Origin of the sequence: Winslowiella sp. 2C04 (genome assembly GCF_050037805.1) — a bacterium.
GTDB lineage: Bacteria > Pseudomonadota > Gammaproteobacteria > Enterobacterales > Enterobacteriaceae > Erwinia > Erwinia toletana_A.
In genome coordinates, this window is the sequence record NZ_CP188300.1 from 4,466,095 (window position 1) to 4,480,082 (window position 13,988).

15 protein-coding genes are annotated in these 13,988 nt (G+C 53.2%); 7 read left to right on the forward strand and 8 right to left on the reverse strand.

Annotation, left to right across the window (positions count from 1 at the left end):
• Positions 1 to 87: 87 nt before the first annotated feature.
• On the reverse strand, positions 88 to 1,203 hold the full coding sequence (locus tag ACP3TC_RS20335) for a branched-chain amino acid ABC transporter substrate-binding protein (RefSeq protein WP_313855073.1): 1,116 nt from the start codon (positions 1,201 to 1,203) through the stop codon (positions 88 to 90).
• A gap of 402 nt (positions 1,204 to 1,605) precedes the next feature.
• Between ACP3TC_RS20335 and panM the strand changes: the two genes are divergently transcribed.
• Positions 1,606 to 2,007, forward strand: a complete 402-nt coding sequence (panM, locus tag ACP3TC_RS20340; RefSeq protein WP_426817127.1) for an aspartate 1-decarboxylase autocleavage activator PanM — start codon at positions 1,606 to 1,608, stop codon at positions 2,005 to 2,007.
• Between the two features lie 105 nt (positions 2,008 to 2,112).
• Here panM and rpoH read toward each other — a convergent pair whose 3' ends face one another.
• From rpoH to ftsY, 4 genes are all read right to left on the reverse strand, one after another.
• Complete coding sequence (rpoH, locus tag ACP3TC_RS20345) at positions 2,113 to 2,970, reverse strand: RNA polymerase sigma factor RpoH (protein ID WP_052898428.1); 858 nt, start codon at positions 2,968 to 2,970, stop codon at positions 2,113 to 2,115.
• A gap of 275 nt (positions 2,971 to 3,245) precedes the next feature.
• Positions 3,246 to 4,229: a permease-like cell division protein FtsX gene (ftsX, locus tag ACP3TC_RS20350; protein ID WP_313857853.1), complete on the reverse strand. Its 984-nt coding sequence runs from the start codon at positions 4,227 to 4,229 to the stop codon at positions 3,246 to 3,248.
• Entirely contained in the window at positions 4,219 to 4,887 is a 669-nt protein-coding gene (gene ftsE, locus ACP3TC_RS20355) for a cell division ATP-binding protein FtsE (protein ID WP_313855070.1), read from the reverse strand. Before ftsE ends, ftsX begins: the two co-directional genes overlap by 11 nt.
• A 5-nt stretch (positions 4,888 to 4,892) precedes the next feature.
• Positions 4,893 to 6,428: a signal recognition particle-docking protein FtsY gene (gene ftsY, locus ACP3TC_RS20360; protein WP_426817128.1), complete on the reverse strand. Its 1,536-nt coding sequence runs from the start codon at positions 6,426 to 6,428 to the stop codon at positions 4,893 to 4,895.
• A 189-nt stretch (positions 6,429 to 6,617) separates the two neighbouring features.
• Between ftsY and rsmD the strand changes: the two genes are divergently transcribed.
• Both rsmD and ACP3TC_RS20370 read left to right on the forward strand, forming a co-directional pair.
• The gene (gene rsmD, locus ACP3TC_RS20365) at positions 6,618 to 7,223 is read left to right on the forward strand and encodes a 16S rRNA (guanine(966)-N(2))-methyltransferase (protein WP_426817129.1); all 606 of its coding nucleotides are present in this window, start codon (positions 6,618 to 6,620) and stop codon (positions 7,221 to 7,223) included.
• Complete coding sequence (locus ACP3TC_RS20370; protein ID WP_426818305.1) at positions 7,213 to 7,482, forward strand: DUF1145 family protein; 270 nt, start codon at positions 7,213 to 7,215, stop codon at positions 7,480 to 7,482. The genes rsmD and ACP3TC_RS20370 overlap by 11 nt, the downstream gene beginning before the upstream one ends.
• A gap of 50 nt (positions 7,483 to 7,532) precedes the next feature.
• On the opposite strand, the gene ACP3TC_RS20375 is transcribed toward ACP3TC_RS20370, so the two are convergent.
• Positions 7,533 to 7,892, reverse strand: a complete 360-nt coding sequence (locus tag ACP3TC_RS20375; protein ID WP_426817130.1) for a DUF2500 domain-containing protein — start codon at positions 7,890 to 7,892, stop codon at positions 7,533 to 7,535.
• Between the two features lie 175 nt (positions 7,893 to 8,067).
• Here ACP3TC_RS20375 and ACP3TC_RS20380 point away from each other — a divergent pair, with 175 nt between their 5' ends.
• Both ACP3TC_RS20380 and ACP3TC_RS20385 read left to right on the forward strand, forming a co-directional pair.
• Positions 8,068 to 8,694, forward strand: a complete 627-nt coding sequence (locus ACP3TC_RS20380; RefSeq protein WP_313855064.1) for a lysoplasmalogenase — start codon at positions 8,068 to 8,070, stop codon at positions 8,692 to 8,694.
• Between the two features lie 126 nt (positions 8,695 to 8,820).
• The gene (locus tag ACP3TC_RS20385) at positions 8,821 to 11,076 is read left to right on the forward strand and encodes a zinc/cadmium/mercury/lead-transporting ATPase (RefSeq protein WP_426817131.1); all 2,256 of its coding nucleotides are present in this window, start codon (positions 8,821 to 8,823) and stop codon (positions 11,074 to 11,076) included.
• 95 nt (positions 11,077 to 11,171) lie between these two features.
• Here ACP3TC_RS20385 and tusA read toward each other — a convergent pair whose 3' ends face one another.
• Entirely contained in the window at positions 11,172 to 11,417 is a 246-nt protein-coding gene (gene tusA / locus ACP3TC_RS20390; protein WP_313855062.1) for a sulfurtransferase TusA, read from the reverse strand.
• 219 nt (positions 11,418 to 11,636) lie between these two features.
• Between tusA and ACP3TC_RS20395 the strand changes: the two genes are divergently transcribed.
• Together ACP3TC_RS20395 and ACP3TC_RS20400 are read left to right on the forward strand one after the other, a co-directional pair.
• Positions 11,637 to 12,302, forward strand: coding sequence for a 7-cyano-7-deazaguanine/7-aminomethyl-7-deazaguanine transporter (locus tag ACP3TC_RS20395; RefSeq protein ID WP_426817132.1), 666 nt, complete (start codon positions 11,637 to 11,639; stop codon positions 12,300 to 12,302).
• A 165-nt stretch (positions 12,303 to 12,467) separates the two neighbouring features.
• Positions 12,468 to 13,025: a DcrB family lipoprotein gene (locus ACP3TC_RS20400; RefSeq protein WP_426817133.1), complete on the forward strand. Its 558-nt coding sequence runs from the start codon at positions 12,468 to 12,470 to the stop codon at positions 13,023 to 13,025.
• Positions 13,026 to 13,070: 45 nt separating this feature from the next.
• On the opposite strand, the gene iolE is transcribed toward ACP3TC_RS20400, so the two are convergent.
• Positions 13,071 to 13,967, reverse strand: a complete 897-nt coding sequence (gene iolE, locus ACP3TC_RS20405) for a myo-inosose-2 dehydratase (RefSeq protein WP_426817134.1) — start codon at positions 13,965 to 13,967, stop codon at positions 13,071 to 13,073.
• Between the last annotated feature and the right edge of the window lie 21 nt (positions 13,968 to 13,988).

A 13,988-nucleotide genomic window follows, 5' to 3' on the forward strand; every position in this document is an offset into this window, starting at 1 on the left:
CGTTGCCGGAAGGTACAAAAAACGCCCGGTTTAGTAACCAGGCGTTATTATTGCAGGCCAACTGGCCGCAGAGAAAATCGCCTGGCCTTACTTCACCGCTGTCGAGGTGCCGTCTGCGTGCCATTTAAACACGCCGAACTCAAAGCCTTTCAGGTCACCCTTTGCATCCCAGCTCAGATCGCCCATCACGGTTGGAACCGGCTGGCCTTCTTTCAGGTTTTTCACGATATCTTCTGGCTCTTCACTCTTACTGCGCTCCATACCGGTGGTCAGCGATTGCAGCGCGGCGTAGGTGGTCCAGACAAACGGCCCGGTTGGATCCAGTTTCTTCGCTTTCAGCGCATCCACAATCGGCTGGTTGGCAGGAACCTGGTCATAACGCTTCGGCAGCGTCACCAGCATGCCTTCTGAAGCGGCACCGGCGATATTGGACAGCGAAGAGTTACCAACGCCTTCCGGCCCCATAAACTGAGTTTTCAGCCCGGCGGCACGCGCCTGACGCAGAATTTGCCCCATTTCCGGGTAGTAACCACCGAAGTAAACGAAATCGATATTCTCTTTCTTCAGGCGTGCCACCAGCGTAGAGAAATCTTTATCACCGGCTGTTACGCCCTGGAACAGCACCACATTGCCGCCAGATTTTTTCAGGCTGTCCTGCACTGAACGCGCCAGACCTTCACCGTACTGCTGCTTGTCATGCACCACGGCAATACGCTGCGGTTTAATTTCATCAAGAATATATTTCGCCGCGGTTGGGCCCTGATCGGAGTCCAGACCGGTAGTGCGCATAATCATTTTATAACCACGGGTGGTCAGATCGGCATTGGTTGCCGCTGGCGTGATCATGATGATGCCTTCATCTTCATAGATATCAGAAGCCGGCTGAGTTGAGGAAGAGCACAGATGACCAATAACGTAACGGATGCCATCGGTAATCACTTTGTTTGCCACCGCTACCGCTTGTTTCGGATCACAGGCATCGTCGTATTCCACGCCGACCAGTTTGTTGCCATTGACGCCGCCTTTGGCGTTGATGTCAGCAATTGCCTGTTTGGCGCCGGTAAATTCCATATCGCCATACTGCGCAACAGGACCCGACATCGCCCCAACGATGGCAATTTTAATGTCTTTTGCCATTGCCGCGTGGCTCATCGCCAGCGCAACGCAACCCGCCAGAAACGCGCTACCTTTACTGATTTTCATCCGGACTTCCCCATCTGTTTGGTCTGTTGTGTGATTGCAGTTATTTTTTTGCCTGATTTATGTAGAAAACTCGTTAGCTAATAACAAGTTATCTTAAAAATCGGCTTTTTCTTGTAATAAGGCTTTATTTTTCAGGTTATTAAACAGGAATTTTATTCTGTAAATCAACTGACATCTGTCGAAACTCACGGGGTCAGCAGCATAATTACCTGGAGCTTTCGGTGGCATAATCAGCAATTTACCAGCGCGTTATGCTGTCAATATAGTCACTTGTTGATTTTTTGCTCGGATAATAAGCCAGATAAAAAACAGATAGCATCGTTTTGGCATGAGAAAAGTTACGCGCCCCGCGCTGCACAAATTCGCTACAATATGCCTTTGCCAGCATTTCGGGTGAGATGAATGAAACTGACTATTATACGGCTGCAACAACTCAGCGCGCAGGACCGACAGGATCTGAGCAAAGTGTGGCCGGAAAAAGATATCGCCGCTTTAGAAAAACAGCTGAATGACCAGCATCAGCTGTATGCCGCACGCTTTAACGATCGGCTGCTGGGCGCGCTGCGTCTTGAGATTACCGGAGCAGAGGGCAAAATTTTTGATTTACAGGTGAGAGAAGTCACCCGCCGTCGCGGCGTCGGCCACTATTTACTGGCTGAGACGCTGGTGCAGAATCCGTCGATTGACCACTGGTGGATAGCCAATGACGGCAGTGAACAACCGCAGGTGATTACGGCATTTATGCAGGCATCCGGTTTCCAGCCTGAAGCTACCGGCTGGACGAAAAGCGTGATGCCGGGGTAACACTGTCTGTTTGCTTATTGACGCCGCTCAGTTGTCATGCGACATAAAAAAAGCCCCGCGTGAGACACAGCGGGGCTTTTTTGGCTGGGTAAGCGGCTTAACGCATCAGGCTTCAATCGCCATGCGCAATTTTTTCATCGCATTCTTTTCCAGCTGACGAACACGCTCTGCAGAGACGCCGTATTGATCGGCCAGCTCCTGCAGCGTGGTTTTGTTATCGTCGTCCAGCCAGCGAGCGCGGATAATATGCTGGCTGCGTTCATCCAGCCCCTGCATCGCGTCACTCAGCTTGTCGGCAGCGTGGTTTTCCCAGTTATCCTCTTCGATGCCATCGGCAAAGTCAGAGGTTTTATCCTGCAGATAAAGCACCGGCGCCATGGATTTGCCTTCGCTGGATTCATCATCCGACGACAGATCAAAGGTCATATCCTGCGCTGCCATACGCGATTCCATTTCACGTACGTCTTTACTGCTGACACCCAGCTCGCGCGCCACCATTTCCACTTCATCCTGGTTAAACCAGCCCAGACGCTGCTTGGTTTTACGCAGGTTAAAGAACAGCTTACGCTGTGCTTTAGTGGTAGCGACTTTAACGATACGCCAGTTGCGCAGTACGTATTCGTGAATCTCGGCTTTAATCCAGTGCACGGCAAAGGAAACCAGGCGCACGCCCACTTCAGGATTGAAGCGACGCACAGCTTTCATCAGGCCGATATTACCTTCCTGAATCAGATCCGCCTGCGGCAAGCCGTAACCAGAGTAATTACGAGCGACATGAACAACAAAGCGTAGGTGAGACAGGATCAGCGTTTTAGCCGCATCCAGATCGCCCTGGTAATGCAGCCGTTCAGCCAGCGCCTTCTCTTCTTCTGCCGACAGCATCGGCCAGACGTTGGCAGCCCGAATATAGGATTCCAGGTTACCTAAAGGTGCGATAGCTAAAGTTTGCATTTCTTTGGTCATTCAAACCCTCTCAATTAAAATTGCCATATTGCCACGCGATTCCTTCGCGCCATCATTACACTACTTGAATTACCAGCAGAAATCGAAAGCAATCCGTGCTGGTTTTGACGGCAGAGTTATCCACAAGTTCAATTTTACTGTGTATATTTTACACACAAAGCAGTGAGCTGTGAAGTTGGCTTAGGAGACGCAGAAGGAACGAAAGAGGAGCACTTCCTCTGCGGCACAAACTCTTGCAGCAGAGGAATATTATAGCAGAAAAAAGTTACTGTGGGTTACTGCGGCGTAAATCGACGTAAATGCTGCACCGTCGCCAGCCATGCTGCTATCCAGCCAATCATCGCGGCTATCAGCAGTAACAGCAGGCTCTCATCCCAGGATAAGCCGCTCAGAGTGAAAGTGGTGCCGAATACCGATGCCACCTGCGTCACCACCGATTCCAGCCGTAACACCAGCACTTCAGACAGCACCAGCGACAACAGCGCACCGGCGAAACCTAACAGCGCACCGCCATATAAGAACGGACGCAGGATAAAGCCATCGGTTGCACCAATCAGCTTCTGCACGTTAATGGTGTCGCGGCGGGAAAAAATACTCAGCCGCACGCTGTTACCAATCACCAGGAATACTGCGGCTATCATCAAAATGCCGATCATCGCCGCCACCTGACCAACCAGCCCGGTCAGAGCCGCCAGCCGGGCAAACCAGCTGTCATCCATCCGCACCTCATCCACTCCCTCAACCGCCGCCACCCGATCGCGCAGGGTTTGCATGGTGTCAGAACTCTGGAAATTCAGTTTCGGCGTAATGATGGCTACCGCCGGTAGCGGATTCTGCTCCAGCATATCCAGCGCGCCGCTAAAGCCAGACCAGTTGCGGAACTCACCCATCGCTTCTTCTCGCGACAGGTAATTCACTTTATCGACACCGTCTTCTTGCTTCAGCTTTGCGACAACATTCTCGGCCGCGCTGTCATCCAGCGTTTTGCTGAGATATACCGTCAGTTGTGGTGCCGGATACCACTGGTCGGCAGCCTGACTGACGTTTTTCCACACCATATAACAGACGCTTGGCAGCGTCAGCGAGATGGCAATTACCATCACGGTTAGCAGCGTTGCCAGCGGCTGACGCCACATATCCGACAGCGAGCCGTGCAGCGCATAACGCCACTGCTCCTGCCAGCCGCCCTTCAGCGCTTTGCTTTTCGATGGCTGTTTCGCCTTCGGTGCCGGGGCGCGCTTGATACGTTTATTCACCATCATGGCCTCCGTACATACGTCCCTGATTCAGTGACATCACGCGGTAATTGCGGCGCGCAATCAGCCCCATATCGTGGGTAGCCATCAGTACGGTCACGCCAACGCGGTTAAACTCCTCGAACAGACGCAGAATATCTTCCGACAATGCATCATCGAGGTTACCAGTTGGTTCATCGGCCAGAAGTACCGCAGGTTTATTCACCACCGCACGAGCGATGCCGACGCGCTGCTGCTCACCGCCGGAGAGTTGAATCGGGAAACTCTTCGCTTTGTCGAGCAGGCCGACTTTATCCAGCGCGGCCGAGACGCGGCGACGGATATCTTCACCGCTGGCACCGGCAATAATCAGCGGAATCGCCACATTGTCGTACACCGAACGGTCCATCAACAGATGGTGGTCCTGAAAAATCATGCCAATCTGACGACGCAGGAACGGTACTTCACGGCTTTTCAGGCGGCTAATATCATGCCCGCCAAACCAGATCTGTCCGGCGCTTGGTCGTTCAATGCCACAAATCAGCTTCAGCAAGGTACTTTTCCCTGCCCCGGAGTGTCCGGTCAGAAACGACATCTCTCCAGGGCGCAGATGAAAATCTACTCCCTGAAGCGCTTGCCGACCGCCGAGATAAGCCTTACTGACCTCTTCAAAGCGAATCATCCTAATTAGTCCTCTCGGGCAAACAGTGCCTCAATAAAATCGTCGGCCTTAAATGGCCGCAAATCTTCGATACCTTCACCAACACCAATGTAACGAATCGGAATACTAAACTGATCTGCTACCGAGAAAATCACCCCACCTTTCGCGGTGCCATCCAGTTTCGTCAGCGTAATTCCGGTCAGCCCCACCGCTTCATGGAACAGCTTAGTCTGGCTGATGGCATTCTGGCCGGTGCTGGCGTCAATGGTCAGCATCACTTCATGTGGCGCATCACCATCAAGCTTCTTCATTACACGGGTGATCTTTTTCAGCTCTTCCATCAGGTGCGCTTTGTTCTGCAAACGACCTGCGGTATCAGCAATCAGTACATCTGCGCCACGTGCTTTCGCCGCCTGAATAGCATCGAAAATCACCGATGCAGAATCGGCCCCGGTTTGCTGGGCAATGACCGGAATGCTGTTACGCTGGCCCCAGACCTGTAATTGCTCAACCGCAGCAGCACGGAAGGTATCACCTGCCGCCAGCATCACCGATTTACCTTCCGCCTGATACTGACGAGCCAGCTTACCGATAGTGGTGGTTTTACCGACACCGTTAACCCCGACCATCAGGATGACAAACGGCGTTTTGCCACTGACATCCAGCGGCGCTTCCACTTTAGCCAGAATCTGCGACATTTCGGTTTTCAGCAAGCCGTAAAGTGCTTCTGCATCACGCAGCTGTTTACGATTCGCTTGCTGAGTCAGATTGGTAATGATGCGACGCGTGGTATCCACACCGACATCGGCAATCAGTAACTGCTCTTCCAGCTCTTCAAACAGATCGTCGTCGATCTTTTTGCCGCGGAACAATCCGATAAATCCTGAACCCAGATTCTGCCGCGTTTTAACCAGGCTGCGTTTCAGTCGGGCAAAGAAACCTTCTTTGGTCGGACGCTGCTGTTCAACCAGCGCCGGGATGACCTCAGCCTCTTCTGCTGCTGGTTGTTCAGCCTCGACCCGCTGCGGCTCGACAACGGCCACCGGCTCAGGGATTAATTCTGGCTCTGGTTCTGGTTCTGGTTCTGGTTCTGGTTCTGGCTCTGGCTCTGGCTCTGGCTCATAGATTAGCACTGGCTCTGGCTCAGTAACCTCTTCCGGCTCGGCCTCAACCACTGGCTCTGCAACCTGCACAGGCTCAACTGGCGCATCTTCCGGCAGCCACTCTTCAGCAACCGGCGACAGTTCAGTCGGCGTCGGCTCTTCAACCGGCGTCGTTTCTTCTTCGATGACTGGCGCAACCGGCGGCGTTTGCTCAGCAGCCTCTGGCGCAGCGCGCTCTTCTTCAGCGACCGTTTCGGTAACGGCGACAATCTCTTCAGCTAATTGCTCAGGGGTTTGCGCGTCAGCGTCAGACGGTGGGAGCGTTGCGGCATCCGATGCATTTTCAGCATCAGGCTGTTGTTCTTTTAACGTCTCTTTTTGTTCTTCCTGCGGTGAAGACTGCTCATCACGCCCAAAGCCCAGCCAGGAAAAAAAGCCACGTTTTTTATCTTTTGCCATTGTGCAACCACACTCCTCGATGGCTAAAACCCGGTCGACTGCGCGCCCTGGGTTATGAGAAATAATCTGATAATGAATCTCTTAGTCTAACACTTTCCATGCAGCGCAACACCAGCACCCTTTTTAACGTTTCCACAGCCCAATTAGCCCGTTAAACTACGCAACAAATTATGACGAGTTGTGAGCAAGATGAATAAAAAACCCCGCAGCAATGCCGCCGGACAGATTCGTATTATCGGCGGGCAATGGCGTGGCCGAAAGCTGCCGGTGCCGGACAGCGCAGGCTTGCGCCCAACCACCGATCGGGTACGCGAAACGCTGTTTAACTGGCTGGCGCCGGATATTCAGCAGGCGCGCTGTCTCGACTGCTTCGCCGGTAGCGGCGCGCTGGGGCTGGAGGCACTGTCGCGTCACGCCGCATCTGCTACTTTATTAGAGCTGGAACGCCCGGTCGCGCAACAGCTGGAAAAAAATCTCGCTACGCTGGGTGCCGCCAATGGCCGGGTGATCAACACCAACACCCTGAGCTGGCTGGCACAGGCTGGCGAGCCACACGATCTGGTGTTTATCGACCCGCCATTCCGCAAAGGGCTGCTGGAGCAAACCCTCAGCTTACTGGAAAGCCAGGGCTGGCTGGCCGATGGCGCACTGATTTATGTTGAAAGTGAAGTGGAAAACGGTATGCCGCCGGTGCCGATAAACTGGCAGTTGCACCGCGAGAAAATCGCCGGCCAGGTAGCTTACCGACTCTATGTGCGTCAGACCATCAACAAGGAGAATGATGATGTGGCTTAATCTGGGACGTTTACTGATGCTGTGCGTTTGGGCGTTTCTGCTATTGAATGTGGTGCAGCCGTTTCCCAAACCATTAAAGTACTTTGTTGATATCGCACTGTTTTTTATGGTGGTGATGCACGGATTACAGCTGGTGCTGCTGCGCGCTACTCAGCCAAAGGAAGGGCCAAAACTGAGCAAGTGGACGCAGACGAAAATTTTCTTTTTTGGCGTGTTTGAACTGCTGGCGTGGCAGAAAAAAAATTATCCAAAACAGTAAGATAAATTGATTACCGGGCGGCTCGCTCGCCGCCCTTTGCCGCAGCGCAGTTACTGCATTGCCGGGCTAAAACTGACAAAACGCGAGCCTTTCACCTGCAACTGTCCCTTCACGCCTTTATCAATCTGATGATAATCATTAGCCGTCAGCACCAGCTTAAAATCGCCCGCGCCGTTCAGCGGATGAAACCAGGCTTCATAGCGCATCTCTTCAACCGGGATCACTTCCCGCTGACGTGAGCGGCGATTTGATGCCGGAAATTCACGTTTCGTTTTCACTTCAACCGGTATCATCCGTAATGGTGAGGCATCATTGACCGCCACTTCACGCCGCTGCTTAATAAACTGGCGGGTAGCAAGAATGGCAATCATCGCCAGGACGATGAAAAAGAGTAGCGGTGGCTTGCCCATGTTTTTTCTCGTGCTCCTCAGGTATGCGGTTGAAAACATTTTACCCGGCAAAAGCATACAACCAGATCGCTGTCATTGTCACATTCAGAGCGTGTAACCTAAACTGAGATCGACATTACGGGAAATGAACACTCATTATTGAAGGACGTAAGTCCACAAAAAAAGGAATAAATTTATGCTTTGGTCCTTTTTAGCCGTGCTTTTTTCGGGCTGGCTGTATGTTGATGCTTCGTATCGTGGCCCACAGTGGCAACGCTGGGTATTTAAGCCGGTTACAATGCTGCTGTTGCTTGCCTGGGCATGGCAAGCGCCAGTGCTGAAGACCACTGATTATCTGATTCTGCTCGGCCTGCTGGCAACGCTGGTCGGCGACACCCTAACGCTACTGCCGCAACAGCGCATGCTGTACGCTATCGGCGCGTTTTTCCTCTCTCACCTGTTGTACACCATCAGCTTTGCCGGGCATATGACGCTGAGTTTCTTCTGGCCGATACCGCTGGTCATGCTGTTAATGGGTGTCGTGCTGATTGCTATTTTGTGGACGCGGCTGGAAGAGTTGCGCTGGCCAGTGTGTACTTTTATCGGCATGACGCTGGTAATGGTATGGCTGAGCGCAGAGCAGTACTACTTCCGCCCTGATGATTACAGCTTCTCGCTGCTGGTCGGCGCCATCTTCCTGCTACTGGCAAGTAGCGTCTGGTTTATCAGCCATTTTCGCCGCCGTTTCAGCGCCGATCGGGCAATTATTGCCGCCTGCTACTTTGCGGGCCACTTTATGATTGTGCGTTCACTGTATCTGTAAGCCAGCAATCGCCTGCCGTTGAGAAATACTCAGCGCTCAATCCTTGACTCTGGAGTTGACTCCAGAGTGTAGAATATTCGGACAGTCGGGTAGCTTCGCCCGCTGTCTGACTCTTCGGGAGGCTTTATGCATCAGCACACGTCCTGCGGCTGTGGCCAGCGCCACGCTGCAAACAAACCGGCCTGCGCCACTGCGTCACGCCCGGTTATCCAGAAAATTACTGCCCTGTCCGCCACCACCAGTGAAGCCGCCTGCTGCCATGACAGCGGCTGCGGTTCGGGTGAAGAGGTCGACGACGAAGGCGACAGGCCTGCTGGCGGCAAAAATTACAGCTGGCTGATTAACGGTATGGATTGCCCCAGCTGCGCACGGAAAATAGAAACTGCGGTACAGCGGATCGATGGCGTCAGCCGCGCACGCGTACTGTTTTCCACCGAAAAACTGGTGGTCAGCAGCAACACCGATCTCAGTAAAAAGATCGAACAGGTGGTTAAACAGGCCGGATTTAGCCTGAAAACACGCGAAAAAGCGCCAGAACTCAGTTTCTGGCAGCAGAATCGTACCATCCTTTTACTGAGCCTGCTGATGCTGGCCAGCTGGCTGCTGAGCAGTGTTGATGAAACCAGCGGGCGCATCGCCTTTATCGCCACCACGCTGATGGGCATCTGGCCGGTTGGCCGTAAAGCGCTGCAACTGATGCGCAGCGGTACCCCTTTTGCCATTGAAACCCTGATGACCGTCGCGGCGATTGGCGCACTGTTTATCGGTGCCAGCGCGGAAGCCGCGATGGTGCTGCTGCTGTTTTTACTGGGCGAACGTCTGGAATCTTTTGCCGCCGGTCGTGCCAGACAGGGCGTGACGGCACTGATGGCGCTGAAACCCGACGAAGCGGTGCGTCTTCGAGGCGATCAACGAGAAAGCGTGGCTGTCGATGATCTGCGCCCCGGCGATATGATCGAAGTCGCCGCCGGTGCCCGTTTACCCGCCGATGCCCGATTACTCACCGCCTTTGCCAGCTTTGATGAAAGTGCGCTGACCGGTGAATCAGTACCGGTTGAACGTTTGCAGGGTGAAACGGTGGCCGCAGGCTGCACCAGCGTCGATCGCCAGGTGCGGATGGAAGTGGTCTCACGCAGCGGCGAAAGCGCTATCGATCGCATTCTGCATCTGATTGAACAGGCCGAAGAGCGCCGTGCGCCGATAGAACGCTTCCTTGACCGCTTTAGCCGCTACTACACCCCGGCGATTATGGCGCTGGCGCTGCTGGTTACCGTCGTGCCACCGCTGTTATTCGGCGCTGAGTGGCAGCCATGGATTTATAAAGGGCTGACGCTGCTGCTGATTGGCTGTCCTTGTGCGCTGGTGATCTCGACGCCAGCGGCCATCACCTCAGGCCTTGCAGCGGCCACCCGCCGCGGCGCATTGATTAAAGGCGGCGCGGCGCTGGAAAGTCTGGGCGCAGTGCGCACCATTGCCTTTGATAAAACCGGTACGCTGACCGAAGGGAAACCGCAGGTTACCGAAGTGGTCGCGCTAAACGGTGAAGATAAAAGCTCACTGTTACTAAAAGCAGCGGCGGTTGAGAGTGGCTCATCGCACCCGCTGGCGCGCGCCATTGTGGCACATGCCGCCACGCTGAATCAGCCTGTTCCCGTCGCCGAAGGGCAACGTGCACTGGCAGGCAGCGGTATCGAAGCCTGGGTCAATGGACGCCACCTGCTGCTAAGCGCACCGGCAAAACTGACTCAGCTTAGTGAGGCGCAGCAGGCGCAGATTGCGGCGCTGGAATCGGCGGGCAATACTACCGTGGTGGTACTGGAAGAGCAGCAGCCTATTGGCCTGATTGCCCTACGCGACAGCTTACGAAGCGATGCACGACAGGCAATTAATCAGCTGAAAGCTCTCGGCATTAACAGCGTGATGCTGACCGGCGATAACCCGCGCGCCGCGGCGGCCATTGCCGATGAACTGGGCATCGACTTCCACGCCAGCCTGTTACCGGAAGATAAAGTCCAGCTGGTGGACAAACTTAATCAGCAGCAGCCATTGGCGATGGTCGGCGACGGCATCAATGATGCACCGGCGATGAAAGCCGCCACGATTGGCATCGCGATGGGCGGCGGCACTGACGTGGCGCTGGAAACCGCCGATGCGGCGCTGACGCATAACCGCCTGACCGGTCTGGTCGCAATGATACGTTTGTCACGCGCCACTCATGCCAATATCCGGCAAAATATTACGATAGCGCTTGGCCTGAAAGCGATTTTCCTGCTAACCACGCTGTTGGGTATTACCGGATTGTGGCTGGCGGTACTTGCCGATTCAGGCGCTACGGCGCTGGTTACGGCAAATGCTTTACGGTTATTGCGTCAAGATAAATGATGCAGACTTTTGTACGGCATCACGCCGTACAAATTTATCAGTGAGTTAAGCAATGTGCCGGTTAATGATCAACATCCTTACCGGCGCAGTTTTGCTTACAATCCTTTCTTCAACAAATACTTATACGGCAGTTGCTCGACGGACTCTGCCAGCAAAGTATGTTCCATAAAGCGACAAAAGCCGGGAATATCGCGGGTAGTGGCGGGATCGTCAGCAATAATCAGCAGCGTTTCGCCCGGCTGCATATTCCGCACGGTTTTACGCACCATCATTACAGGTTCAGGGCAGCGCAGACCGAGCGCATCCAGAGTCTGGTCGGCTTCGGCGAAAATATCGCTCATAACACTCTCATCAACGTAAAGACAACATTGCGGCTTATTTTACCCCTGCGCGCCAGGCGTGCAAGTAAGATGCCGGACGTTAACGTTTGCGTTAAAATTAACCATTGCATTGAAAAGTGAAATCGGTAAGATTCCGGCCGGTTGAAAGCATTAGCTTGCTATCAATAACACCACAAATTTCTGCTGGGTTCCCTCACCCCACTGTTAAAAAGGCTACATATGATTCCGTTTACTCCGCGTCAGCGCGCTTATGCGCTGGTATGGCTGTCGCTATTTCACCTGCTGGTGATCACTTCCAGTAATTATCTGGTGCAGCTGCCGATCTCCGTTTTTGGCCTTCACACCACCTGGGGTGCGTTTAGCTTTCCGTTTATCTTTCTCGCGACCGACCTGACCGTGCGTATTTTTGGCGCGCCACTGGCACGACGCATCATTCTGATGGTGATGATTCCGGCGCTATTTATCTCTTACGCGCTCTCTTCACTGTTTTATCAGGGTGAGTGGCAGGGTCTGGAGGCTTTACGCCAGATGAATCTGTTTGTTGCCCGCATTGCCTGCGCCAGTTTTATGGCTTACGCGCTGGGGCAAATTCTTGATGTGCACGTGTTTAATCGCCTGCGCCGTAACGCTAAATGGTGGATTGCTCCGGCAGCGGCGATGTTCCTCGGCAATATCAGCGACACCCTCGCCTTCTTCTTTATCGCCTTCTATAAGAGCACCGATCCGTTTATGGCGCAAAACTGGATGGAGATCGCGCTGGTGGATTACTGCTTTAAGGTGCTGATTTGCATGGTGTTCTTCTTGCCAGCCTATGGCCTACTGCTTAACGCCGCGTTAAAGCGTCTGGCCGAGCGCAGCACTAACGCCGGGCTGAATTTCGGATAACATCTCACTGGTGTTGTCAGCAAAGGCTATATTCTGTGACAGTAAGTCGGTTGCATTTAGTGACTGATTTGGTTTGTATATAGCCTGAGAAATTCGATCTGCTGATTGAAGTATCGCGGGTATCAATGCCTGACACTCCGTACGCGAATAGATAAAGGGAACCTGATGCGTAATTTAGCGAAATATGTAGGAATAGGTTTACTGGTAATGGGCTTAGCCGCCTGTGACGGAAAAGATGACAAAGCAGCAGCCGATACTCATGGCGTCAGCAGCAGCCAGTCCACTCAAACTATCAGCCTGCTTGACGGTAAACTGAGTTTTAACCTGCCAGCAGATATGTCCGACAAGAGCGGAAAGCTGGGTACTCAGGCGAATAATATGCACGTGTATGCCGACGAATCCGGCCAGAAAGCGGTGATTATTATTGTCGGTGATACCACCAACGAAGGGCTGGATGTACTGGCTAAGCGTCTGGAAGACCAACAGCGTAACCGCGACCCACAGTTGCAGGTAGTGACCAATAAATCTGTCGAGCTGAAGGGCCAGACGGTGCAGCAGCTGAACACGGTGATCTCGGCGAATAATCAGTCTGCCTGGTCTTCAGTGGTGCTGGCAAAAGTGGATGGCAAACTGCTGACAATGCAAATTACCTTGCCGGCTGATAATCAGCAGCAGGCGCAGATCGCAGCGGATAATATTATTAATACCATCACGCTGAAGTAATCAATCATGAGGGGCGGCAGTGTGCCGCCCCTGCGTAACAGCGGATTAAATACCCGCCGTCTCGCGGATATATTTCCGCGCTTTTACCGCATACTCGAACGGATTCGCTAATGCCGGATCCTGCTCGGCTTCTACCACCATCCAGCCTTTATAGCCATAATCGTCGAGAATTTTGAACACCGGTTTGAAATCGATAACGCCATCACCCGGAACGGTAAAAGTGCCTTTTTTGACGCCATCAAGGAATGACAGGCTCTCGCGACGAACCTGCGCCACAATCTCATCACGCACATCTTTCAGATGCACATGATTAATACGCGGCAGGTACTTCTTCAGCAGCGCCAGCATCTCCTGCTGCGAACCTTCAGAGTAGTAGGCGTGGCCGGTATCAAACAGCAGGAACACATCATCATTGGTCAGCGACATAAAGCGATCAACTTCTGCATTGGTCTGAATTGCCGTGCCCATATGGTGATGCAGACACACCTGCATGCCTTTTTCCGCGGCGATTTTCGCCAGCTCGTTATAGCCGTCTGCCGTGAGCTGCCACTCTTCATCAGTAAAGTGCGGTTTCTGCTCCAGAACTGCCAGCTCCGTGCCCTGAATACTCTTGCTCTGCTCGGAACAACCAATCACCTTAGCACCCATCGCGTGCAGGAAGTTCATATGATTAATGAACTCGTCGATGGTTTTTGCTTTATCGCCCTGGGCAAAAAAGGTGCTGAACCAGGCGTTACAAATCTGGATACCCCGGATCTCCAGCATCGGCTTTAACACAGCCGGATCGCGCGGATATTTACTGCCCACCTCACTGCCAGTAAAGCCGGCCAGCGCCATTTCACTGACCGTCTGCTGGAAAGTATTCTCTTTACCCAGCTCCGGCATATCGTCGTTAGTCCAGCCGATTGGCGCAATCGCCAGTTTTACATGATCTTTATTCATCGTGATGCCTCCAGGAACGGC

What these genes read in the sequence shown, in the direction of transcription:
- ACP3TC_RS20335 (WP_313855073.1), bottom strand. Translation starts at nt 1,203, where the DNA reads ATGAAAATCAGTAAAGGTAGCGCGTTTCTGGCGGGTTGCGTTGCGCTG.
- panM (WP_426817127.1), top strand. Translation starts at nt 1,606, where the DNA reads ATGAAACTGACTATTATACGGCTGCAACAACTCAGCGCGCAGGACCGA.
- rpoH (WP_052898428.1), bottom strand. Translation starts at nt 2,970, where the DNA reads ATGACCAAAGAAATGCAAACTTTAGCTATCGCACCTTTAGGTAACCTG.
- ftsX (WP_313857853.1), bottom strand. Translation starts at nt 4,229, where the DNA reads ATGGTGAATAAACGTATCAAGCGCGCCCCGGCACCGAAGGCGAAACAG.
- ftsE (WP_313855070.1), bottom strand. Translation starts at nt 4,887, where the DNA reads ATGATTCGCTTTGAAGAGGTCAGTAAGGCTTATCTCGGCGGTCGGCAA.
- ftsY (WP_426817128.1), bottom strand. Translation starts at nt 6,428, where the DNA reads ATGGCAAAAGATAAAAAACGTGGCTTTTTTTCCTGGCTGGGCTTTGGG.
- rsmD (WP_426817129.1), top strand. Translation starts at nt 6,618, where the DNA reads ATGAATAAAAAACCCCGCAGCAATGCCGCCGGACAGATTCGTATTATC.
- ACP3TC_RS20370 (WP_426818305.1), top strand. Translation starts at nt 7,213, where the DNA reads ATGTGGCTTAATCTGGGACGTTTACTGATGCTGTGCGTTTGGGCGTTT.
- ACP3TC_RS20375 (WP_426817130.1), bottom strand. Translation starts at nt 7,892, where the DNA reads ATGGGCAAGCCACCGCTACTCTTTTTCATCGTCCTGGCGATGATTGCC.
- ACP3TC_RS20380 (WP_313855064.1), top strand. Translation starts at nt 8,068, where the DNA reads ATGCTTTGGTCCTTTTTAGCCGTGCTTTTTTCGGGCTGGCTGTATGTT.
- ACP3TC_RS20385 (WP_426817131.1), top strand. Translation starts at nt 8,821, where the DNA reads ATGCATCAGCACACGTCCTGCGGCTGTGGCCAGCGCCACGCTGCAAAC.
- tusA (WP_313855062.1), bottom strand. Translation starts at nt 11,417, where the DNA reads ATGAGCGATATTTTCGCCGAAGCCGACCAGACTCTGGATGCGCTCGGT.
- ACP3TC_RS20395 (WP_426817132.1), top strand. Translation starts at nt 11,637, where the DNA reads ATGATTCCGTTTACTCCGCGTCAGCGCGCTTATGCGCTGGTATGGCTG.
- ACP3TC_RS20400 (WP_426817133.1), top strand. Translation starts at nt 12,468, where the DNA reads ATGCGTAATTTAGCGAAATATGTAGGAATAGGTTTACTGGTAATGGGC.
- iolE (WP_426817134.1), bottom strand. Translation starts at nt 13,967, where the DNA reads ATGAATAAAGATCATGTAAAACTGGCGATTGCGCCAATCGGCTGGACT.